The sequence below is a fragment of the Rhizobium sp. 01N447_2 genome, assembly GCF_056399245.1.
Genome location: NZ_JBFTQY010000011.1, coordinates 76,804 through 98,699, shown reverse-complemented (window position 1 = coordinate 98,699; position 21,896 = coordinate 76,804). Strand labels below are relative to the sequence as shown.

The window sequence follows — 21,896 nt, the reverse complement described above, 5'->3', positions numbered from 1 at the left end:
GCGCATRCTGGGTCTTTTCAGGCTAGAAGCGGCTTATAGGCAAATGTATTTGCAAACGGAACCCCATAAATCGCGGAATCGACAGGAATCCAACACGGCACGAGAGACTATTTCCCGTCAGGCACGACCGCCAGCCGGATTTCGCCGCTGTGCTGCTTCCGGAAGAGCGAAAGCGGGAGTCCCATCAAGCGCTTGGCGCGTCTTCTTTACGTGAAACGGCGGCGCACATCCTCGGCATAGCTGCGGCTGACCGGGATTTTCGTGCCGTCGCGGGTGAGGATCAGCAGCCTGCCATTGTCGCGTTTCAGGCTTTCGACATGGGCGTCGGCCATCCAGTGCGAGCGATGGACGCGAAGGCCCGGCGTTGCGGCGGTTTCCTTCAGCGCATCGGCGAAACGCAAGAGCACCAGTTCGCGCCCGCGGCCGGTCACCACCTCGGTGTAGTGATCCTGGACGGAGAGGCGCAGCAGCGGGCCCCGATTCTCAGGCTTCAGCCGGTCGAGGATCGAGGCGCCCGGGCTGGCTTCCTCAGGAACTGCGGCTTCGGCGATTTTCTGGCTCATCGCCATGTAGGTCAAAAGGCAGAAGAGGGTGCAGAGCGGCACCGCAAAAAGCGCGCGTTGCAGGCCGCTTTGCAGCGTAGTCGTTTCGCCGGTGAAAACATAGTCGACGAGGCCGATGGCAAAACCGATCGGCAGGGCGGCTATGAGCGAACCCGTCATCATGCGGGCGAACATCGAAACGATCACCCCCCGCAGCAGTCTTTCGGCCGTTACCGCGCAGAGGATGGCTATCGCCCAGGCAAGGGCATGCAGGGTCAGCCAATAGGCGAGGCGTTCGCCGAACGCCATGCTTTGCATCGTGCCGTAGGGACCGGTGAAGGCAAAGAGCAGGACGATCGCGGCAAAGGTTCCCCAGAAGCGCCGGGAGTGGAGAAAGACCTGCAATTCGCGAAGCGTGGATTGCAAGAAGGGGTGAATCACGAAGTTTTCCTGCCGTTTGCGCGGTTCGGATTGAGGCTGATGAAGTCTTGGCGGAAACAGGGATCGAATTCAACCGGATGTCGCTCATGACCCTCGAACCGCTCCTCGACGCCCCGTTCGCCGTTCAGATCCATGTCGCCGCTGTTACGCCGGCGGCACTTCTCGGTGCCTATATCCTGCTGCGCCCCAAGGGCACGCCACTGCACCGGCAGCTCGGCAGGATCTGGATGGCGCTGATGGTTGTCACGGCGATATCAAGCTTCTTCATTCATGAGCTCGATCTTTTCTACGGGTTCAGTCCAATCCATCTTCTGTCGATCGCAACATTGTTCGGCAGCTGGAATGCGATCGCGGCGGCTCGTCGCGGCGATATCCGCCTGCACAAGCGCATCGTCGCCGGCCTTTATTTCGGTGGCATCGTCCTTGCCGGCCTGTTCACTTTCGTGCCTGGCCGGATCATGCATGCGGTCGTCTTCACCGGCGTCGAATGGCCGGCTGCCCTTGCCGCGGCGGTGATCGGCTCGATCCTGGTCGCGATCGTGCTGCGTCGCCGGCGCGGGCGCCTGATTGCCCGATGAAGTCGCTGGAATTCCGGCCGCCGACGGATATATAACTCGTTGAGTGCAAGCACGGGCATTGCTGGGGAGAGCGAAGATGGAATGGAGAGGCCGGCGTCAGTCCGACAATATCGAGGATCGCCGCAGCGATCCGACCGGCGGCGGTTTCGGCCGCGGCGGCGGCTTCAACTTTCCTTCCGGCGGCGGCGTTCGCCGGGCCGGCGGCGGCCTCAGCATCGGCACGATCATCTTCCTCGTCGTCATCTATTTCATCTTCAAGATGATGGGCATCGATCTGCTGCAGGTGCTCGATACCGGCAGCACGACAAGCGGTCCCGGCTACGAGCAGAGCCAGTCCAGCGGCACACGCACACCCGCCAATGACGAGATGACCGCATTCATGCGCACCGTCCTTGCCGAGACTGAGGATACCTGGAAGGGCATCTTCCAGGCGCAGGGCCAAAATTACGAAGAGCCGCGTCTCGTGCTGTTCTCGGGCTCGACGGCCTCGGCCTGCGGCTCGGCATCGGCGGCAACAGGTCCGTTCTACTGCCCGAGCGACCACAAGGTCTATCTCGATACAGAATTCTTCCAGGAGCTTTCCGACCGCTTCGGGGCGTCGGGCGATTTTGCCGAGGCCTATGTCGTTGCCCATGAGGTCGGCCATCACGTGCAGAACCTGCTCGGCATCCTGCCGAAGTTCAACCAGGCCCGCCAGCGCATGAGCGAGGCCGAGGCCAACAAAATGTCGGTGCGCGTCGAATTGCAGGCCGATTGCTTTGCGGGCATCTGGGGCAAATATACCCAGCAGAAGGGCCTGCTCGAGTCAGGCGATCTGGAGGAAGCGCTGAACGCCGCCCAGCAGATCGGCGACGATTCGCTGCAGAAGCGGTCACAGGGTTACGTCGTGCCTGAGAGTTTCAACCACGGCACCTCGGAGCAGCGGGTCAGATGGTTCAAGCGCGGCTTCGACAGCGGCCAGCTGTCGGCCTGCGATACGTTCTCGGGACCGGTTTGAGGGGAGATGAAGGGCGCATGGCACAAAGCACATCGCAGCCCCTTCCATTCCTTGCTTACTTCTCGCTGTCCATATGCTGCAGCATATGTTCCGGATAACGCCCACCCGCGGCCGCATCTTTCGGCACGGCGCGTTCGATGATGGCGAAATCGTCTGGCGACAGGTCGACGGCGCGTGAGCCGAGCGCCTCGGTCAGTCGGTCGCGGCGGCGAGCGCCGATGATCGGGACGATATCCTTGCCCTTGGCGGCGACCCAGGCGATGGCGATCTGGGCGACCGAGACGCTCTTTGCCTGGGCGATCTCACGCAGCTTCTCCACCAGAGCGAGGTTCTGCTCGATATTGCCTTCCTGGAAGCGCGGGCTGTAGGCGCGGAAATCGCCGGCCGTCCCACCCTGGCCCTTCTKCCAGTGGCCGCTGATCAGGCCGCGCGAGAGCACGCCGTAAGCGGTGATCGAAATGCCGAGTTCGCGTGTCGTCGGCAGGATCTTCTCCTCGATGCCGCGCGAGATCAGCGAATATTCGATCTGCAGGTCGACGATCGGGGCGACAGCGGCGGCGCGGCGGATGGTGTCGGCGCCGACTTCCGACAGGCCGATATGCCTGACATAACCTGCCTTGACCATGTCGGCGATGGCGCCGACCGTGTCCTCGATCGGCACGTTCGGATCGAGGCGGGCGGGGCGGTAGATGTCGATATAGTCGACGCGGAGGCGCTGCAGCGTATAGCTGAGGAAGTTCTTCACCGCGACCGGCCGAGTGTCGATGCCGCTCCAGCCGCCGACGGGATCGCGCAGACCGCCGAACTTGACGCTGATGACGGCGTCCTCGCGCCTGCGGCCCTTCAATGCCTCGCCGATCAGCATTTCGTTGTGGCCCATGCCGTAGAAATCGCCGGTGTCGAGCAGGTTGATGCCGGCATCGAGCGCGGCATGGATCGTCGCGATGCTTTCTGCACGGTCGGAGGGGCCGTACATGCCCGACATGCCCATGCAGCCGAGGCCGATGGCCGAGACATCGGGTCCGGTCTTTCCCAAACGATAGGTCTGCATTGTCTTCTCCTTTTCGGCGCCGGGGCGGCGCTGTCGGACGCCGTTTTACCGCTTTCGCATTTGTGCGATAATCCGGATAGTGTCGAACGGGTCGTACGGAAAAATGCACAATGAACGATCTTCCTCTGAGTGATCTGGATGTCTTCACGGCGATTGCAAGGGAGCGAAGCTTCCGCGCCGCCGCCCGCAAGCGCGGGGTTTCAGCGTCTTCGCTGAGCGAGTCGCTCAGGCGGCTGGAGGAGCGGCTCGGCGTGCGCCTGCTCAACCGGACGACGCGCAGCGTCACGCCGACGGCCGCCGGCGAACGATTGCTGGCCCAACTGGCGCCGGCGCTCAGTGAGGTCGCGGCCGCACTCGGGGCGCTCGACAATTTCCGCGACAGGCCGGCCGGTACGCTGCGGCTCAATGTGCCGACGATCGCGGCGCGGCTGTTCCTACCCGACATTGCCTGCCGGTTCCTGAAGCTCTATCCCGAGATCGAGCTGGAGATCGTCGCCGAGGATACGTTCATCGACGTGCTCGCCGCCGGTTTCGATGCCGGCATCCGCTATGACGAGCGCATCGAGCGCGACATGATCGCCGTGCCGATCGGCCCGCGCCGGCAGCGCTACGTCACCGCCGCTTCGCCGGCGTATCTCAAGGAAAGGGGCGTGCCGCAGCATCCGCGCGACCTGCTGGAGCACAGCTGCATCCGGCACCGGTTCCTCAGCGGATCGGCGCTGACCTGGGAGTTCGAGCGCGGCGGGGAGTCGCTGACGATTTCGCCGCGTGGAGCGCTTACCTCCAATTCAATCGAGGTGGAGCTTGCGGCCGCTGTGGCGGGACTGGGCATCATCGGCTCATTCCAGGAGCTCCTGGAACCGGGCCTTGGCTCTGGTCTACTGGTTGCTATCCTCGACGATTGGGTCAGCGAGTTTTCCGGACCGTATCTCTACTACGCGAGCCGACGGCATATGCCGGCACCGTTGCGCGCTTTCGTCGATTTTTTGAAGCTGGAACGGCCGCGCGCGCCCTCCGGTTGAGATCTCTGATAAATTCCCGTACAGCATTATCAAAAGCTTTGAAATGTTCACGGATTGTTTCGGTTTCTTTTCTGAGCTATGTCACTTTCTCGGCGACGAGATCGTCTTTTCAGAACAAACCGCTGTAGAGATGCCTCATGCTTGACCCGAAATTTGTTCGCCGCGGCCTTTTCCTGGTCTTCATCATCCTTTTCCTCGACATTATCGGCATCGCCATCATCATGCCGGTGCTGCCCGCCTATCTGGAGCAACTGACCGGCGGCAGCGTCAGCGATGCGGCGATCGACGGCGGCTGGTTGATGCTCGTCTATGCCGGTATGCAATTCCTGTTCGCGCCGCTGCTCGGAAACCTGTCCGACCGTTTCGGCCGCCGGCCGATCCTTTTGCTTTCGGTGCTGACCTTCGCGATCGACAATTTCATCTGCGGCATCGCCACCAGCTTCTGGATGCTGTTCGTCGGTCGCGTGCTTGCCGGCATCAGCGGCGGCAGTTTCGCGACCTGCTCGGCCTATATCGCCGATATCAGCACGGAAGAGAACCGGGCGAAGAATTTCGGGCTGATCGGCATCGCCTTCGGTGTCGGCTTCACCATCGGCCCCGTCGTCGGCGGTGTCCTCGGCGAATTCGGCCCGCGTGTGCCATTCCTCGGCGCGGCCGCGCTATCGCTTGTCAATTTCATCGCCGCCTGCTTCCTGTTGCCGGAAACGCTGGAGGCGAAGAACCGCCGGCGGTTCGAGTGGAAACGTGCCAATCCGCTCGGCGCGTTGCGCCAAATGCGCCACTATCCCGGCATCGGCTGGGTCAGCCTCGTCATGTTCCTGTTCTTCCTGGCGCATGCCGTCTATCCCTCGGTCTGGTCGTTCGTCTCAACCTATCGCTACGGTTGGAGCGAGGGGCAGATCGGCCTGTCGCTCGGCATTTACGGCATCGGCGCCGCGATCGTCATGGGGCTGGTCCTGCCGCGGATCGTGCCGGTGCTCGGCGAGTGGAAGACCGCTCTTCTCGGCCTCTGCTTCTCGGCCGTCGGGCTCACCGGTTATGCCTTCGCCTGGGAAGGCTGGGTCGTCTACGTCATCATCGTTGCGACCGTCATGGAAAATGTCGCCGATCCGCCGCTGCGCAGCATCGCCGCCGGCATGGTGCCGCCCTCGGCGCAGGGTGAGTTGCAGGGCGCGCTTACCAGCCTCAGCAGTATCACCACCATCGCCGGGCCGCTGATCTTCACCCAGATGTTCGGCTACTTCACGCGGCCCGAGGCGCCTGTCACCTTTGCCGGCGCGCCCTATCTTGCCGCCGCCCTGTTCATCCTGGTGGCCGCCGGCGTGTTCCTCGTGCGGGTCCGGGTCCGTGAACCGGCCGAGGCGCTGGAAGCGGCAGGTTGATCGATCAGAAACGCTGATGTGATGATGAATTTTTCATCATCTGCCTCATTTGGGGTAGTTCTTTGCGGGGCTTTGATCTAAGCCCGGATGATATTTCGCCGCAAGCTGCGGCGACGCATATTTCAATCACAGGACTGGTGTCATGGACACGCCGATCGACGCGCGCAGACTTGCGCCGACAACCGATAATCGTTGGGGCGCACATTTCCGTGCCACGCTGGCGCTCGGCATTCCGCTGATCGGCGCGCAGCTTGCCCAACTCGGCATCAACACCACCGATGTGATGATCGTCGGCCGCCTCGGCGCCGAGCATCTGGCGGCAATGGTGCTTGCGGCACAGTTCCTGTTCACGATCCTGATCTTCGGCTCGGGCTTTGCCATCGCCGTCATTCCGATGGTGGCGCAGGCCTATGGCCGCGGCGACCTCGTCTCGGTGCGCCGGTCGCTGCGCATGGGTCTGTGGGTGGTGATCGCATACTGGGTGATCATGCAGCCGGCCTTCTTCAATTCGGAGCAGATCCTTCTCTTCGCACAGCAGAAGCCCGAGGTGGCCAAGCTCGCCCACGGCTACATCATGATCGGCCAGTTCGGCGTGCTGCCGGCACTGCTCTTCAACGTCATGCGCGCGCTGGTCAGCGCCATCGGCAAGGCGGGCATCATCCTCAACGTCACCATCGCCACGCTGGTGATGAACGCGATCTTCGCCTATATCCTCGTGCTCGGGCATTTCGGCTTTCCGGCGATGGGGCTCGAAGGTGCTGCAATCGTTTCGGTCGTCGTGCAGACGGCCGGCTTCCTGTTCATCCTGGCTTTCGTGCAGCGGCGGGAAGAGACGCGGCGCTACGAGATTTTCGTGCGGTTCTGGAAGCCCGACTGGCATGCGCTGCTGGAGGTCATCCGGCTTGGTTTCCCGATCAGCGTTACCATCCTCGCCGAAGTCAGCCTGTTCACGGTGGCCTCGCTCTTGATGGGCTATATCGGCACCATCGAGCTCGCCGCCCACGGCATTGCCCTGCAATGGGCCTCGATCGCCTTCATGATCCCGCTCGGCCTCAGCCAGGCGGCGACGGTGCGCGTCGGCGTCGCGCATGGGCGGGGCGATTATCAAGGGCTGGTGCGCGGTTCGATCACGGTGCTCATCCTCGCCTGCGCCATTTCGGCGGTGGGCAGCGTGCTCTTTGCCACCATGCCGCAATTCCTCGGCAGCTGGTTCCTCGACGTCAACTCGCCCGAGGCGCCTAAGGTGCTTGCCTATGCCGGACCGCTGATCGTCGTTGCCGGACTTTTCCAGCTCGTCGACGGGCTGCAGGTGATTGCCAATGGATTGCTGCGCGGCCTCAAGGACGCACGTGTGCCGATGATCATGGCGTTGATCGCCTACTGGCCGATCGGCTTTTTCCTCGCCTGGGCCTTTGCCTTCCCGCTGGGTTTCGGCGGCATCGGCATCTGGTTCGGCTTTCTCGTGGGGCTGGCAGCCGCCGCCGTCATGCTCTGCGCGCGCTTCTACCTTCTTCTTCGCCGCGAAGGAGTGGCGGCCGGCGCCTGATATCTCCTGATCAGGCTGCGACCGGCTTGTAGCCGGCGATATCGGCGCGGATGCCGAGCCGTTCGAACATTTCCTGCGCACTAAGGTTCGTCGTCGCCTGCGCGGCGGCGCCCGCTGCCTGCGATTGCTCGAACGCTTCGGCATTTTCCCATTCGGCGATCGTCACGAAGTTGAATTCGCCGGGTCCTGCGACCTGTTCCAGGACAGAGTGACGGGTGAAGCCTTGCTGCGTCTGCAGCAAGGCATGTGTGCACACCATATGCATCAGGAACTCGTCACGCGCCGGGGGCGGCACGGCGAACTTGTCGATCCTGTAGAAAACGCCGTTCATCCGGTTTACCCCCGCATCAGATGTTTGCAGGCAGATCTGTAATCCCTCAAGTTAAGTTGAGGTCAATATGCGAATGAAGAAAAAGGCCCGCCTAAGCGAGCCTTCGTCTGAATGCGTATTATTTGAAATCAGCGCTCGGCGAGCGCCGGTTCGCCCTTCTTCTCGCGCACCATGTTGATGAAGCGACGGAAGAGATAGTGGCTGTCCTGCGGGCCGGGAGAGGCTTCCGGGTGGTGCTGGACCGAGAAGACCTGCTTGCCGAGGACGCGCAGGCCGCAATTGGTGCCGTCGAAAAGCGAAATATGAGTCTCTTCAACGCCATCCGGCAGCGACTTCGAGTCGACCGCGAAGCCGTGGTTCATCGAGACGATCTCGACCTTGCCTGTGGTATGGTCCTTGACGGGGTGGTTGGCGCCGTGGTGGCCCTGATGCATCTTCTCGGTCTTCGCGCCGAGTGCGAGGCCCAGCATCTGGTGGCCGAGGCAGATGCCGAAGACCGGGATATCGGTCTTAACAAGCGTCTTGATCACAGGCACGGCATATTCGCCGGTTGCCGCCGGATCGCCCGGGCCGTTCGACAGGAAGATGCCGTCCGGCTGCATGGCGAGCACGTCTTCGGCGCTCGTTGCGGCCGGCACGACCGTCACTTTGCAGCCGAGGCCGGCAAACAGGCGCAGGATGTTGCGCTTGACGCCGTAGTCCAGGCAGACGACGTGGTATTTCGCGTCCGTCGCCTTGAGTTCACCGTAACCTTCATTCCACACCCACGGCGTTTCGGCCCATTGCGAGGACTGGCCCGAGGAGGCGATCTTGGCAAGGTCGAGACCTTCGAGGCCGCTCCAGGCTTTGGCTTCGGCCTTCAGCGTCTCGGTGTCGAAGACGCCGTTCGGGTCGTGGGCGATCACCGCGTTCGGAGCGCCGTTCTCACGGATCCAGGCGGTCAGCGCGCGCGTGTCGATGCCGCAGAGACCGATGACGCCGCGGGCCTTCAGCCATTGGTCGAGGTGCTTGGCGGCGCGGTAGTTCGAAGGGTCCGTGATGTCGGCCTTGAAGATGACGCCGACGGCGCCATGGCGGGCGGCAGGGGTCAGATCCTCGATGTCTTCATCGTTGGTGCCGATATTGCCGATATGCGGGAAGGTGAAGGTGACAATCTGGCCGAGATAGGAAGGGTCCGTCAGGATCTCCTCATAGCCGGTCAGCGCGGTGTTGAAGACCACTTCGKCCGGCACCTTGCCGGTGGCGCCGATGCCCTTGCCTTCGATGACCGTGCCGTCGGCAAGAACGAGCAGGGCGGTCGGCTTTTCGATTGTCCAGGGTGCTGTCGCGGTCATCTTCATCCCGTTTCCGGCGATCGGTCACGCGTTGCCGCGGCTGGCCGCCTTTTGATCTCGCAGGCGTGTGGACGCGGCAATGCCGCGCGCTTCAAGCCTGATCACGAATTTTGGTGCAGGTGGCGGTAAATAGCCACGCAATCGCTTGCGGTCAATCTTTGTAGCCGAGATTGCTGCCGTTTTCCTGCGCTTTATCGCACTGACCGCGCAATTTATTTGATCCCCCGCATCAGCGTGGTTTATGAAGCGGCATCAAAACAGGAGTGAAGACCATGCTGCGCGATCAACTCGCCACCCAGCTGAAAGAGGCGATGAAGGCCAAGAATGCGGAGCGGCTTTCCACCGTCCGGCTGATTCAGGCCGCGGTCAAGGACCGCGATATCGCCAATCGCGGCATTGGCAAGGAGCAGGCGAGCGACGACGAGATCCTGCAGATTCTCGCCAAGATGGTGAAGCAGCGCGACGAATCGGCCAAGATCTACGAGGAGAATTCCCGGCCGGAGCTTGCCGCCAAGGAGCGCGCCGAAATCATCGTCATCCAGGATTTCATGCCGAAGCAGCTTTCCGACAGCGAAGTGCGCGCCAACGTCTCGGCGATCATCGCCGAGACGGGTGCCGCAGGCGCCAAGGACATGGGCAAGGTGATGGCGGCGCTCAAGGAGCGTTATGCCGGCCAGATGGATTTCGCCAAGGCGTCGGCGACCGTCAAGGAACTGTTGAACGGATAAGCTTCAGATAACGCGTCTTGCCTGCGGTTCGTCACGGACCGCAGGCCCGAGCACCGCTTCGGCGGCAGCATCGATGATGGCGAATTTCGCCGCCTGATAATTCCAATATTCACGGATGAAGTGGCCCGACAGCCAGAAGTCGCCCTTGCGGGAGGGTTCCGTCCAGCCAATGCTCTCCATGGTCGCTGCCTGCATCAGAAGCCGCTTCAGGTGGGTATTGGAGATCATGAACTGTTCGCGGATTTCCCTGAGCGACAGAGGGCCGAGCACGACGCGATCGGCCGTCCTTGGAAAATCGGGAAGGCGCGATATCAGGTAGTCCATCACCAGCCCGCCGGAATTCGCCCAGTTGAAGAGGTTGAAGGTAGCACCTGGATTGCGGACCGCTTCACTTCCTATGATCGCCCTTGCGATTAGCGGCTGGATCGCTGCCATCATCGCCGAGGGGTCGGCGGTGATCTTATCGGCGCGCTCACCGCCGTCGAGGCTGTCGAGGATCATCATATGGGCGACGAGCCATCGGGTGAAATGCTGCTCGGCGATTTCGGTAGGCTCCAGGTAACGTGTGCGCTTATCGGGGCCGGGAACCGGTCGCAGGAAACGATAGGCCAGCATTTCCTGCATGAAGGCCGCGGCCGTGTTGCGGCTGGCAATGTCGTTCCTGACTGCAAAATCGATGAAGCGGCCGGAATAGAGGCCGCCGCTCTTCCCGTCGTCGGAATAACCGTAATGAAGCGCGAAGCCGGCATGGGCCATCAGCCAGCGCTGCTGCGCGGCGAAGATCGAGGCGATGCGCGGGCTCTCGCGATAGATGGCGAGCATCTGATCGGCGCAATGCAGGATGGCAGCGAGAAAGCGATCGTCTGCTGCGAGATTGTCCGCGGTAAAAGCCATTTGGAGAGGTCCAGGGAGTTCGGCGCATACATCTTTCATGCAGGCGCCGCCTGTCAACGGTTTTGTCAATAAGCGGTTAATTTCAAAGGGAGAGTTGTCGTAAGGAGAGCCACAATTTAAGAAGGCAGGAGCTGGGGGCGCTCCTGCCTTCTTGCTCTTTGCTTCCACCGGCACGCAGGGCCGAAGCCCAAGCCGGAGGGTATTTGCAAAGGCACCCTTGCGAAGCGGCGCCGGGGGTAGGGATGGTGCTTCGCTCGGGGATCGCTTTGTTGAGATCGAACCTATTGCGGTGCGGCGGCTTATTCAAATTACAAAAAAATAATAATTGCCGGAATCGGCGGATTGGGAGGCGTCGAGGCGGACTCTCGGGAGGTGGCGCAGAGGATGATGAAGCGCAATCATCTGAGGAAATAATCCATTGTTTCCAAAAGATTTTTTCTCATCTCTGTTGGATGCCGCCGCCCTCGCTGTAGCTTTTCTGACGGCGGAATTCCGGCTCTGAAGGGACAATAATGTCGCACCCTGTCGCAGGGGGCGATAACGCGTTGTTGATTGGATAATCGGAGCCGCCGATGACCGCCACATAGCCTGTGAATAGTGGGTTTTCATGACAAGTTTCGTGGCATGGAGCGGAAAAGCAGCTTATATGGAGATTGGCCAAGAGGTATAAATGCGCTTTTCCAACACCTTTCTCGATGATATTCGCGACCGCGTTCCGATTTCGAACGTGATCGCGCGCCGCGTCAGCTGGGACAAGCGCAAGACCAACGTGTCGCGCGGCGATTACTGGGCCTGCTGCCCGTTCCACGGCGAGAAATCACCGAGCTTCCACTGCGAGGACCGAAAGGGCCGTTATCATTGCTTCGGCTGCGGTGTCACCGGAGACCATTTCCGCTTCCTGACGGAACTTGAAGGTCTGAGTTTCCCCGAGGCGGTGCAGCAGATCGCCGATATGGCCAGCGTGCCGATGCCGCTTGCCGATCCTGTGATGGAGAAGCGCGAGAAGGAGCGCGGCTCGCTGATCGACGTCATGGAGATGGCGACACAATTTTTTCAGGATCAGCTGCAGACGGCGAATGGGGCGAGGGCGCGCGCCTATCTGCGCGACCGCGGATTGACGGGCCGCACCATCGAGACCTTCCGTCTCGGCTTTGCGCCCGACAGCCGCAATGCGCTCAAGGAATTCCTCGCCGGCAAGGGTGTCTCCAAGGAGCAGATCGAGGCCTGCGGTCTGGTCGTCCATGAAAACGTGCCGGTTTCCTACGATCGTTTCCGCGACCGCATCATGTTCCCGATCCTCTCGTCGCGGGAAAAGGTGATCGCCTTTGGCGGCCGCGCCATGTCGGCCGATGCGCCGGCGAAATATCTGAACTCCAACGAGACGGAGCTCTTCCACAAGGGCAACGTCCTTTACAATTTCGCCCGCGCGCGGCGCGCGATCCAGGGACCGGGCCGCAGCGACGCTCAGGACGACAATGCGACCGGCACAATCATCGCCGTCGAAGGCTATATGGACGTGATCGCGCTGCATCAGGCGGGCATCGAGAATGCCGTTGCGCCGCTCGGCACGGCGCTCACCGAAAACCAGCTCGAACTGCTCTGGAAGATGGTGCCGCAGCCGGTGCTCTGCTTCGACGGAGACGGCGCCGGCATCCGCGCCGCCAATCGCGCCGCCGAACTGGCGCTGCCGCATCTGAAGCCCGGCCGTTCCGTTCGCTTCGCGCTTCTGCCCGACGGTAAGGATCCCGACGATCTGGTGCGCGATGACGGGCGCGCGCCTTTCGACAAGGTGATGAGCCAGGCAAAGCCGCTCTCCGAGATGCTGTGGAGCCGGGAGATCAACACCGGCAAGTTCGATACGCCCGAGGCGCGCGCCGAGCTCGAGGCGCGGCTGAAGCAACTGGTCGCCGTCATCGCCGACGAGAACGTCCGTCGTCACTACCAGCAGGATATTCGCGACCGGCTGAACGCCTTGTTCCAGCCGCAGTTCCAGAACCGCAATAATGGCGATCGCCGCGGCGGCTTCAACGGCAATGGCAATTACCGGACGGGCCGCGACAATGCGGGCAAGGCAGGGCCGAAAAGCCCGAGCGTCATTTCCGAAAGGCTCGCCCGCTCAGGCCCGGTGCGCGGCCACCAGAACAATACGGCGCTGCGGGAATGCGTGCTCGCTCTGACCGTCGTCAATCACCCCTCGCTGATGATCGACGATTATGACGAGATCGCCGCGATCGAATATGACAGCCGCGAGCTGCAGCGGCTCTGGTCGGCGATGCTGGGGGCAGCCGCGGCCGTCGCCGGGCCGCATCTGACGCGCGAATATCTGACCGAAAGGCTGGAATTCGAAGGCTTCGGCCCGCTCATCAAGAGCCTCGACCAGCAGGTGCGCAATGCCCGGCTGTGGATCGCGACCGAGGAGGCGGCGATGGAGGATGCGCGTGAGGGATACCGCCAGGCGCTGGCTTCCCACAAGCGGGCGAAGGCGCTGCGCCGGCAGAAGATCGAGCTCGAGCGCGAGATCGCGCTGGCGACCGAAGCCGGCGACGGCGAGGCGATCGTTCAACTGATGCGAGCGCAGCAGGAAGTGCATTTCGAAGGGGTGCGCCTCGAGAACCAGGAGGCCATCATCGATGGCTTCGGCGTGCTTTCCGGCCGCGTCAAAGGGGCGGCGAACCACTGATGTCGCTGACTGAACGCAATGAACCGGGCTTTTCCGCTTCCGGCGCGCTGTTTTCTTCCGGCCGCTCGCCGCTCGATATCCTCAAGCAAGTCTACGGCTATTCCTCCTTCCGCGGCAAGCAGCAGCAGGTCGCCGAGCATGTGGTTTCCGGCGGCGATGCGGTCGTGCTCTTTCCCACGGGCGCCGGCAAGTCGCTGTGCTTCCAGATCCCGGCGCTCTGCCGCGACGGTGTCGGTATCGTCGTTTCGCCGCTGATTGCGCTGATGCGAGATCAGGTGGAGGCGATGAAGCAGCTCGGCATCCGCGCCGCAGCACTCAATTCGTCGCTGTCGCGCGAGGAGTTCGTCGAGGTTCGCCGCGCGCTTTCGGCGGGCCAGCTCGATCTTCTCTACGTGACGCCCGAGCGTATTCTGACCGATGGTTTCCGCGAGTTGATCGCCAACGAGAAGATCGCGCTGTTTGCGATTGACGAGGCCCATTGCGTCTCGCAATGGGGTCATGATTTCCGGCCGGAATATCGCGAACTCGGCCGGCTCGGCGAGCAATATCCCGGTGTTCCCAGAGTGGCGCTGACGGCGACGGCCGATCCGCATACGCGCGACGACATGATCGAGCGGCTGGGTTTGGATTCTGCTGAGATCTTCACCACCAGCTTCGACCGACCGAACATTGCCTACGAGATCGTCGAGCGCGACCAGCCGCGCCAGCAGTTGCTGCGGTTCCTGTCCGGCCACAAAGGCGACAGCGGCATCGTCTATTGCCTGTCGCGCGCCAAGGTCGAGGATACGGCCGAGTGGCTGAACGGGCAGGGCATTCGCGCGCGTGCCTATCATGCCGGCATGGACAGGGCGGTTCGTGACGCCAACCAGGATGCCTTCCTGAAAGAAGAGAATCTTTGCCTGGTCGCCACCGTCGCCTTCGGCATGGGCATCGACAAACCGAACGTGCGTTATGTTGCCCATCTCGACCTGCCGGGCTCGGTAGAAGCCTATTATCAGGAGACTGGGCGCGCCGGCCGCGACGGCCTGCCGTCCGAAGTCTGGATGGCCTATGGCATGGCCGACGTCATCCAGCGCGGCCGGATGATCGACGAGGGCAGTGCCGCCGCGGAGATCAAACGGGTCGAACGCGCCAAGCTCAATGCGTTGCTGGCGATCTGCGAGACCGCCTCCTGCCGCCGCCAGGCAATTCTTGCCCATTTCGGCGAAGCGCATGCCGGACAATGCGGCAATTGCGACACCTGCCTGAAGCCGGTAGAGACCTGGGAGGGCACGGAAGCGGCGATCAAGGCGCTGGCGGCCGTCTACCGCACCGGCGAGCGTTTCGGCGCTGGCCATGTCGTCGACGTGCTCCTCGGCAATGTCAACGAAAAGACCGAACGTTTCGGCCATGCCGAAATGCCGGTCTTCGGCGCCGGCAAGGATATTCCGGCGCGCGTCTGGCAGTCGGTCTTCCGCCAGCTGCTCGCCATGGGGTTGATCCGCGTCGACCACGAGGCTTTCGGGGCGCTGAAGCTGGAGCCGGAGGCGCGTGCCGTCTTCAAGCACGAGCGGCAGGTGTTCTTCCGCAAGGACCGGCCGGCCTCGGAACGGCGTACGAAGAAGGCGGAGCGCAGCGAGCGCAAATCGGGACTATCAGGCGCCGACGGCAGTCTCTTCGATGCGCTCAGGGCCGAGCGCATGGCGATTGCGAAATCGCTCGGCGTGCCGCCCTATGTCGTCTTTCCCGATACGACGCTGATCGCCTTTGCCACCGAGAAGCCACGAAGCCGCAAGGAACTGCTCGCCATATCAGGTGTCGGGCAGGCGAAGCTCGAACGCTACGGCGATGCCTTCCTGGAGATCATTCTGGCGCAGGACAACGGCTAACGAATCCGCCTGATCCTTGAGATCGGGCGAGGGGGCATGGTAGTGCTGCCTCTAAAGGAAGAGCGCCGATGGCCCAGAATATCTACGACCGACCGGAATTCTTCGCCGGATATAGCGGCATGAGGCGATCTGTCCACGGGCTTGACGGAGCATCCGAGTGGCCGGCGGTACGCGCGTTGCTGCCCGATCTTGCCGGCAAGCGTATCGTCGACCTCGGTTGCGGCTTCGGCTGGTTTTCGCGTTTCGCCGTGAGCCAGGGTGCTGCAAGGGTGCTTGCGCTCGACATCTCGGAAAAGATGATCGCGAGAGCGAGGGCCGATACGGCGGATGCCGCGATCACCTACGAGATCACCGATCTCGAGCATCTCACGCTTGCTCAAGCCTCCTTCGATTTCGCCTATAGCTCGTTGGCGCTGCATTATATCGAGGATTTCGCCGGTCTCGCCGCAACCGTCTATCGCGCGCTTTTGCCGGGATCGCATTTCGTCTTCACCATCGAGCATCCGATCTTCATGGCGCCGACCAATTCCGCCTGGACAACCGATGCCGAAGGGCGGCGCATCTGGCCGCTCGACCGTTATTCCGTCGAAGGTTCGCGCACCACCGACTGGCTCGCCAAGGGTGTCGTCAAGCAGCATCGCAAGTTCGGCACGACGCTCAACACCTTGATCGCGGCCGGCTTTGCCATTCGCCATGTCGAGGAGTGGAGCCCGAACGAAGATGAGCTCCAAGACAATCCAGACTGGGCGGAGGAGCTGGACCGGCCGATGTTCCTGCTGATCTCGGTTCAGCGCTGAGAAGACAAGCCGGCGGCAATATGCTAACCCGGCGGTAGCGCATCGGCCCGAAAATCGGAATCGATTTTTGGAAAGCACGATGCGCAGATTAAAAGTGTAACAGCGTCCTTTGCGCGTCTGATAAGACGCGCGGCGCTGTAGGGAAATCTCTGGGAAAGGCCGTCCATGACCTCGCAATTTCTCTCCCATCTCAGCAACGAGATCTCAGCGCTGAAGGATGCCGGCCTCTACAAATCCGAGCGCGTCATCAGCTCCAAGCAGGCGGGCGAGATCGTGATTTCCACCGGCGAGCGGGTGCTGAATTTCTGCGCCAACAACTATCTCGGCCTTGCCGACAACGAGGAACTGGCCGAGGCCGGCAAGCAGGCGCTCGACCGATACGGCTACGGCATGGCCTCGGTGCGCTTCATCTGCGGCACGCAGGAAGAGCATAAGCAACTCGAAGCGCGCATCTCCTCCTTCCTCGGCATGGAAGACACGATCCTCTATTCCTCCTGCTTCGACGCCAATGGCGGTCTGTTCGAGACGCTGCTGTCGGAAGAGGACGCGATCATCTCCGACTCGCTGAACCACGCCTCGATCATCGACGGCGTCAGGCTTTCGAAGGCCAAGCGTTTCCGCTACGCCAACAACGACATGGCGGCGTTGGAAGAAGAACTGAAAAAGGCCGAAGGCAGCCGCTTCAAGCTGGTCGCCACCGACGGCGTCTTCTCGATGGACGGCATCATCGCCAATTTGGGCGGTGTCTGCGATCTCGCCGAGAAATACGGTGCGATGGTCATGGTCGATGACAGCCATGCCGTCGGTTTCGTCGGCAAGAACGGTCGCGGCTCCGCCGAACATTGCGGCGTCGAGGGCCGGATCGACATTATCACCGGCACGCTCGGCAAGGCGCTCGGCGGCGCCTCGGGCGGCTATACCTCCGCCAAGGCGGAAGTCGTCGAATGGCTGCGGCAGCGCTCGCGGCCCTATCTGTTCTCGAACACGCTGGCGCCCGTCATCGCCGCTGCCTCGCTCAAGGTGTTTGACCTCATCGAAAACGGCGATGCCTTGCGCAAGCGTCTTTCCGACAATGCGGATCTCTTCCGCAGCGAAATGACCAAGCTCGGCTTCACGCTTGCCGGCGAAGGCCATCCGATCATCCCCGTGATGCTGGGGGAGGCTAAGCTCGCCCAGGATATGGCCGGCCTGATGCTGAAGAAGGGGATCTATGTGATCGGCTTCTCCTTCCCCGTCGTGCCGAAAGGCCAGGCCCGCATCCGCACGCAGATGTCGGCGGCGCATTCGCGGGCGGATGTCGAGCGGGCGATCGCGGCCTTTGCCGAGACAGGGCGGGAACTGGGTGTGATTTGAGTTTGACGGCGTGCCGTGTCGCCCCCTCATCCGCCCTACGGGCACCTTCTCCCCGCTGGGGAGAAGAGGGGATAGCAAAGTCGGGCGCCAAGTAAGGGTGGATATTGTCGATGTCGAACATGATGAAGGCGCTGGTCAAAGCGAAACCGGAAGTCGGGCTTTGGATGGAGAATGTGCCGGTTCCCGAGGTCGGGCCGAACGATGTGCTGATCCGGGTGAAGAAATCGGCGATCTGCGGCACCGACGTCCATATCTGGAACTGGGACCAGTGGGCGCAGAAGACCATTCCGGTGCCGATGGTGGTCGGCCATGAATTCTCCGGCGAGATCGCCGAGATCGGCTCAGCGGTCACCCGCTATCATGTCGGCGAGCGGGTCTCCGGCGAGGGGCATATCGTCTGCGGCAAGTGCCGCAACTGCCGGGCGGGCAGGGGGCATCTCTGCCGCAACACGCTCGGCGTCGGCGTCAACCGCCCGGGTTCGTTCGGTGAGTTCGTCTGTATTCCCGAAAGCAATGTCGTGCCGATCCCGGATGATATTTCCGACGAGATCGCCGCAATCTTCGATCCGTTCGGCAATGCCGTGCACACGGCGCTTTCCTTCGATCTCGTTGGCGAGGACGTGTTGGTTACCGGCGCCGGGCCGATCGGCATCATGGGCGCGCTCGTCGCCAAGCGATCCGGCGCCCGCAAGGTCGTCATCACCGATATCAACCCGCACCGGCTGGAGCTGGCGCGCAAGCTCGGCATCGACTATGTCGTCGACGCATCGAAGGAAAACCTCGCCGACGTGATGAAGGCGATCGGCATGACGGAGGGATTCGACGTCGGGCTCGAAATGTCGGGGGCCGCACCTGCCTTCCGCGACATGATCGACAAGATGAACAATGGCGGCAAGATCGCCATTCTCGGCATCGCGCCGGCCGGCTTCGAGATCGACTGGAACAAGGTGATCTTCAAGATGCTCAATCTCAAGGGCATCTACGGCCGCGAGATGTTCGAGACCTGGTACAAGATGATCGCCTTCGTCCAGGGCGGCCTTGATCTTGCGCCCATCATCACCCACCGGATCGGCATCGACGATTTCCGCGACGGCTTCGAGGCGATGCGGTCGGGCAATTTGCGAGGATTGAAAGTGTTAGAGCGTCCTTTGTGCGTCCGAAAGGACGCACGGCGCTCTAAGCGCGCATATATCGTCTGCACAACTGCAAAAATGGTGGAAACAACTGCTACAGCGGGCAAAATTCTTGCTGCCCTTGTCTTTTGTTCGCCGCATCTTAAATAAGGCTTCGCAATCGCTGCCGCGGTTCGAAGCCTGTGGATAAGGCTTTTTCCGTATTTTTGTGGGCTTTTTTTCCGGAAAAGCTTGACGAGAACAAAAAATGTGGGAATCACCGTTCGACTTGTTGAATGGTGAACTGGGTCAAGGCGGATCGCGCAACCATGGCCGGAAATCCAAAAGCAAGAAAGCTTTGCTGTCCGGTGCCGGTAATCGTGGTTAATCAGGCTTTAAATGTCATCCCGTTAGGTGGGCAAAGGTGATTCGAGGGCGGCGCGTGCGGCGCGTCAGGCCCTGAGACAGCCCGTTCACCGTAGCGAGATTGGATAGCGTCAGGAAGGCGACGATATAAATGGCAACCAAGGTCAAAGAGAACGAAGACGCGGAAGTCGAACGCGACGGCGCAAGCGACGGCCCTCTTCTCGATCTTTCCGACGACGCGGTCAAGAAGATGATCAAAGCCGCCAAGAAGCGCGGCTATGTGACCATGGACGAGCTCAACGCGGTCCTGCCGTCCGAAGAAGTGACGTCCGAGCAGATCGAAGACACGATGTCGATGCTGTCCGACATGGGCATCAACGTCATCGAAGACGAGGAAGCCGAGGAAGCCGGTGCTTCCGGCGGCAGCGATGACGACGACGCCGGCGGCGACGAGGAGAGCGAAGGCGGCGAACTCGCGCCTTCGAGCGGCACGGCGCTGGCGACCGCCAAGAAAAAAGAACCGACCGACCGTACCGACGATCCGGTTCGCATGTACCTGCGCGAGATGGGCTCGGTGGAGCTTCTTTCCCGCGAGGGCGAAATCGCGATCGCCAAGCGGATCGAGGCCGGCCGCGAGACGATGATCGCGGGTCTCTGTGAGAGCCCGCTGACCTTCCAGGCGCTGATCATCTGGCGCGACGAACTCAACGAAGGCACGACGCTGCTGCGCGAGATCATTGATCTCGAAACGACCTATTCCGGCCCTGAAGCCAAGGCTGCGCCGCAGTTCCAGAGCCCCGAGAAGATCGAGGCCGATCGCAAGCTCGCAGAAGAGAAGGAAAAGACCCGTCGCGCCCGCTCCGGTGACGACGACATTACCGATGTCGGCGGCGAAGGCCTGCCTCCCGAAGAGGAGGAAGAGGACGAGGACGAATCCAACCTTTCGCTGGCGGCGATGGAAGCCGAGCTTCGCCCGCAGGTGATGGAGACGCTGGATACGATCGCCGAGACCTACAAGAAGCTGCGCAAGCTGCAGGACCAGCAGGTCGAGCAGCGGCTGTCGGCTTCCGGCACGCTGTCCACGGCCCAGGAGCGCCGCTACAAGGAACTCAAGGATGAGCTCATCAAGGCCGTCAAATCTCTGTCCTTGAACCAGAACCGCATCGACGCCCTGGTCGAGCAGCTCTACGACATCAACAAGCGCCTCGTTTCCAACGAGGGCCGCCTGCTGCGTCTGGCCGAATCCTACGGCGTCAAGCGCGACTCCTTCCTGGAGCAGTATCAGGGCGCCGAACTTGATCCGAACTGGATGAAGTCGATCGGCAATCTGGCCGCTCGCGGCTGGAAGGAATTCGCCAGGGGCGAAAACACGACGATCCGCGACATTCGCCAGGAAATCCAGAATCTGGCGACCGAGACTGGTATCTCGATCTCGGAATTCCGCCGCATCGTCCATATGGTGCAGAAGGGCGAGCGCGAAGCGCGCATCGCCAAGAAGGAAATGGTTGAAGCGAACCTTCGCCTCGTCATCTCCATCGCCAAGAAATACACGAACCGCGGCCTGCAGTTCCTCGACCTCATTCAGGAAGGCAATATCGGCCTGATGAAAGCGGTCGACAAGTTCGAATACCGCCGCGGTTACAAGTTCTCGACTTATGCGACATGGTGGATCCGTCAGGCGATCACCCGTTCGATCGCCGACCAGGCCCGCACGATCCGCATTCCGGTGCACATGATCGAGACGATCAACAAGATCGTCCGCACATCGCGCCAGATGCTGCACGAGATCGGCCGCGAGCCGACGCCGGAAGAACTGGCCGAAAAGCTGGCCATGCCGCTCGAAAAGGTCCGCAAGGTCCTGAAGATCGCCAAGGAGCCGATCTCGCTCGAAACCCCGGTGGGCGACGAAGAGGATTCGCATCTCGGCGATTTCATCGAGGACAAGAACGCGCTGCTGCCGATCGACGCCGCCATCCAGGCGAACCTGCGCGAGACGACGACCCGTGTTCTCGCCTCGCTGACGCCGCGCGAGGAACGTGTTCTGCGCATGCGCTTCGGCATCGGCATGAACACCGACCACACGCTCGAAGAAGTCGGTCAGCAATTCTCGGTCACTCGCGAACGTATCCGCCAGATCGAGGCGAAGGCGCTGCGCAAGCTGAAGCATCCGAGCCGCTCCAGAAAGCTGAGAAGCYTCCTCGACAGCTAAGGCTTCGGCCACGCCATTCTGATTGGAAAAGCCGGGCTGCGTGCCCGGCTTTTGCTTTTGTGATTAATACCAATGATCCCGGCATCTTTCTTGTCCCTCCACGGTGACAAGCCTATAATCCGGCCACGGGGGAAGGCATCGATCGCAACCCGCGAGCGAGGGCTGACGTGTGCCTGCGTGAACGAATCCTCCGCTAGATCCGGATAATTTCAGGCCTGACAGGCCTGAAATCTGAGTCTGGATCCACATCAAAGAAATAGAGCATGACCTCGTCCRAAAACCGCTGACACTTTTCGGCATCATGCTCTGGGAGGTGCGACATGACCACTTACATTCTTTTGATCAATTGGACGGATCAGGGCATCCGCAATATTCGCGACTCGGCAAAACGGCTCGATGCGGCGAAGAAATTGCTCGCCGGCGTCGGAGGCTCCTTCAACCAGTTCTTTCTGACGATGGGCGGGCACGACATGGTCGCCGTCTGCGAGGCGCCCGATGACGCCGTCATGGCGCATTTTACCCTCTCGCTGGCGATGGGCGGCAATGTCCGCACGGAGACGCTGAAGGCATTCCCGGAGGCCGCCTACCGGGATCTCATCGGGTCGCTCGGGTAGCTAGAGCCTTTCCGGGTTAGATTGAAGCATTCTGTTGGCTCAAACGGAGTC

General features: G+C 61.6%; 17 protein-coding genes and 1 pseudogene. 13 read left to right on the top strand and 5 right to left on the bottom strand.

The features are described from left to right. Window positions 1-206: 206 nt before the first annotated feature. Window positions 207-983: a LytTR family DNA-binding domain-containing protein gene (locus AC1ECN_RS09125; protein WP_130661993.1), complete on the bottom strand. Its 777-nt coding sequence runs from the start codon at window positions 981-983 to the stop codon at window positions 207-209. A 47-nt stretch (window positions 984-1,030) separates the two neighbouring features. Between AC1ECN_RS09125 and AC1ECN_RS09120 the strand changes: the two genes are divergently transcribed. After that, on the top strand, window positions 1,031-1,561 hold the full coding sequence (locus AC1ECN_RS09120) for a DUF2306 domain-containing protein (protein ID WP_130672919.1): 531 nt from the start codon (window positions 1,031-1,033) through the stop codon (window positions 1,559-1,561). A 76-nt stretch (window positions 1,562-1,637) separates the two neighbouring features. Next, window positions 1,638-2,558 carry a KPN_02809 family neutral zinc metallopeptidase gene (ypfJ, locus tag AC1ECN_RS09115; RefSeq protein WP_018074024.1) on the top strand — a complete coding sequence of 307 codons (921 nt, stop codon included), beginning with the start codon at window positions 1,638-1,640 and terminating at the stop codon, window positions 2,556-2,558. 55 nt (window positions 2,559-2,613) lie between these two features. Here the strand turns inward: ypfJ and AC1ECN_RS09110 are convergent, their stop codons facing one another. Further along, on the bottom strand, window positions 2,614-3,609 hold the full coding sequence (locus tag AC1ECN_RS09110) for an aldo/keto reductase (protein ID WP_477952786.1): 996 nt from the start codon (window positions 3,607-3,609) through the stop codon (window positions 2,614-2,616). 110 nt (window positions 3,610-3,719) lie between these two features. On the opposite strand from AC1ECN_RS09110, the gene AC1ECN_RS09105 reads away from it, so the two are divergent. The 3 genes from AC1ECN_RS09105 to AC1ECN_RS09095 all read left to right on the top strand — a co-directional run bounded on the left by AC1ECN_RS09105 (window position 3,720) and on the right by AC1ECN_RS09095 (window position 7,559). Further along, a complete protein-coding gene (locus AC1ECN_RS09105) occupies window positions 3,720-4,631 on the top strand; it encodes a LysR family transcriptional regulator (RefSeq protein WP_018074026.1) in 912 nt (303 codons plus the stop codon). Window positions 4,632-4,768: 137 nt separating this feature from the next. After that, window positions 4,769-6,013, top strand: coding sequence for a TCR/Tet family MFS transporter (locus tag AC1ECN_RS09100; protein WP_018074027.1), 1,245 nt, complete (start codon window positions 4,769-4,771; stop codon window positions 6,011-6,013). A 142-nt stretch (window positions 6,014-6,155) separates the two neighbouring features. After that, window positions 6,156-7,559, top strand: a complete 1,404-nt coding sequence (locus AC1ECN_RS09095) for an MATE family efflux transporter (protein WP_018074028.1) — start codon at window positions 6,156-6,158, stop codon at window positions 7,557-7,559. 10 nt (window positions 7,560-7,569) lie between these two features. Here the strand turns inward: AC1ECN_RS09095 and AC1ECN_RS09090 are convergent, their stop codons facing one another. Both AC1ECN_RS09090 and carA read right to left on the bottom strand, forming a co-directional pair. After that, window positions 7,570-7,890 (bottom strand): antibiotic biosynthesis monooxygenase family protein, encoded by a 321-nt coding sequence (locus AC1ECN_RS09090; RefSeq protein WP_018074029.1) that lies wholly within the window; start codon window positions 7,888-7,890, stop codon window positions 7,570-7,572. A gap of 128 nt (window positions 7,891-8,018) precedes the next feature. Continuing rightward, complete coding sequence (gene carA / locus AC1ECN_RS09085) at window positions 8,019-9,224, bottom strand: glutamine-hydrolyzing carbamoyl-phosphate synthase small subunit (protein ID WP_477952782.1); 1,206 nt, start codon at window positions 9,222-9,224, stop codon at window positions 8,019-8,021. Between the two features lie 272 nt (window positions 9,225-9,496). Between carA and AC1ECN_RS09080 the strand changes: the two genes are divergently transcribed. Next, complete coding sequence (locus AC1ECN_RS09080; protein WP_018242983.1) at window positions 9,497-9,952, top strand: GatB/YqeY domain-containing protein; 456 nt, start codon at window positions 9,497-9,499, stop codon at window positions 9,950-9,952. Window positions 9,953-9,955: 3 nt separating this feature from the next. Here AC1ECN_RS09080 and AC1ECN_RS09075 read toward each other — a convergent pair whose 3' ends face one another. Beyond that, the gene (locus AC1ECN_RS09075) at window positions 9,956-10,846 is read right to left on the bottom strand and encodes a hypothetical protein (protein WP_130661991.1); all 891 of its coding nucleotides are present in this window, start codon (window positions 10,844-10,846) and stop codon (window positions 9,956-9,958) included. A 670-nt stretch (window positions 10,847-11,516) separates the two neighbouring features. Between AC1ECN_RS09075 and dnaG the strand changes: the two genes are divergently transcribed. The 7 genes and pseudogenes from dnaG (at window position 11,517) to AC1ECN_RS09040 (ending at window position 21,845) form a co-directional block, all read left to right on the top strand. Then, window positions 11,517-13,526 (top strand): DNA primase, encoded by a 2,010-nt coding sequence (gene dnaG, locus AC1ECN_RS09070; RefSeq protein ID WP_075224500.1) that lies wholly within the window; start codon window positions 11,517-11,519, stop codon window positions 13,524-13,526. Continuing rightward, window positions 13,526-15,394 carry a DNA helicase RecQ gene (recQ, locus tag AC1ECN_RS09065; protein ID WP_130661990.1) on the top strand — a complete coding sequence of 623 codons (1,869 nt, stop codon included), beginning with the start codon at window positions 13,526-13,528 and terminating at the stop codon, window positions 15,392-15,394. Before dnaG ends, recQ begins: the two co-directional genes overlap by 1 nt. A gap of 68 nt (window positions 15,395-15,462) precedes the next feature. Next, window positions 15,463-16,191 carry a class I SAM-dependent methyltransferase gene (locus tag AC1ECN_RS09060; protein ID WP_130661989.1) on the top strand — a complete coding sequence of 243 codons (729 nt, stop codon included), beginning with the start codon at window positions 15,463-15,465 and terminating at the stop codon, window positions 16,189-16,191. A 165-nt stretch (window positions 16,192-16,356) separates the two neighbouring features. After that, complete coding sequence (locus AC1ECN_RS09055) at window positions 16,357-17,544, top strand: glycine C-acetyltransferase (protein ID WP_018074037.1); 1,188 nt, start codon at window positions 16,357-16,359, stop codon at window positions 17,542-17,544. 110 nt (window positions 17,545-17,654) lie between these two features. Then, window positions 17,655-18,662: pseudogene (tdh, locus tag AC1ECN_RS09050) on the top strand (L-threonine 3-dehydrogenase); the annotation flags it as partial. A 511-nt stretch (window positions 18,663-19,173) separates the two neighbouring features. Next, complete coding sequence (rpoD, locus tag AC1ECN_RS09045; RefSeq protein ID WP_477952778.1) at window positions 19,174-21,231, top strand: RNA polymerase sigma factor RpoD; 2,058 nt, start codon at window positions 19,174-19,176, stop codon at window positions 21,229-21,231. Window positions 21,232-21,551: 320 nt separating this feature from the next. Continuing rightward, complete coding sequence (locus tag AC1ECN_RS09040; protein WP_018074042.1) at window positions 21,552-21,845, top strand: GYD domain-containing protein; 294 nt, start codon at window positions 21,552-21,554, stop codon at window positions 21,843-21,845. Window positions 21,846-21,896 lie beyond the last annotated feature (51 nt).

Excerpts from the sequence above, each read along its gene's own strand:
- ypfJ (WP_018074024.1), top strand. The coding sequence starts at position 1,638 with ATGGAATGGAGAGGCCGGCGTCAGTCCGACAATATCGAGGATCGCCGC.
- AC1ECN_RS09105 (WP_018074026.1), top strand. The coding sequence starts at position 3,720 with ATGAACGATCTTCCTCTGAGTGATCTGGATGTCTTCACGGCGATTGCA.
- AC1ECN_RS09100 (WP_018074027.1), top strand. The coding sequence starts at position 4,769 with ATGCTTGACCCGAAATTTGTTCGCCGCGGCCTTTTCCTGGTCTTCATC.
- AC1ECN_RS09095 (WP_018074028.1), top strand. The coding sequence starts at position 6,156 with ATGGACACGCCGATCGACGCGCGCAGACTTGCGCCGACAACCGATAAT.
- AC1ECN_RS09090 (WP_018074029.1), bottom strand. The coding sequence starts at position 7,890 with ATGAACGGCGTTTTCTACAGGATCGACAAGTTCGCCGTGCCGCCCCCG.
- AC1ECN_RS09080 (WP_018242983.1), top strand. The coding sequence starts at position 9,497 with ATGCTGCGCGATCAACTCGCCACCCAGCTGAAAGAGGCGATGAAGGCC.
- AC1ECN_RS09075 (WP_130661991.1), bottom strand. The coding sequence starts at position 10,846 with ATGGCTTTTACCGCGGACAATCTCGCAGCAGACGATCGCTTTCTCGCT.
- dnaG (WP_075224500.1), top strand. The coding sequence starts at position 11,517 with ATGCGCTTTTCCAACACCTTTCTCGATGATATTCGCGACCGCGTTCCG.
- recQ (WP_130661990.1), top strand. The coding sequence starts at position 13,526 with ATGTCGCTGACTGAACGCAATGAACCGGGCTTTTCCGCTTCCGGCGCG.
- AC1ECN_RS09060 (WP_130661989.1), top strand. The coding sequence starts at position 15,463 with ATGGCCCAGAATATCTACGACCGACCGGAATTCTTCGCCGGATATAGC.
- AC1ECN_RS09055 (WP_018074037.1), top strand. The coding sequence starts at position 16,357 with ATGACCTCGCAATTTCTCTCCCATCTCAGCAACGAGATCTCAGCGCTG.
- AC1ECN_RS09040 (WP_018074042.1), top strand. The coding sequence starts at position 21,552 with ATGACCACTTACATTCTTTTGATCAATTGGACGGATCAGGGCATCCGC.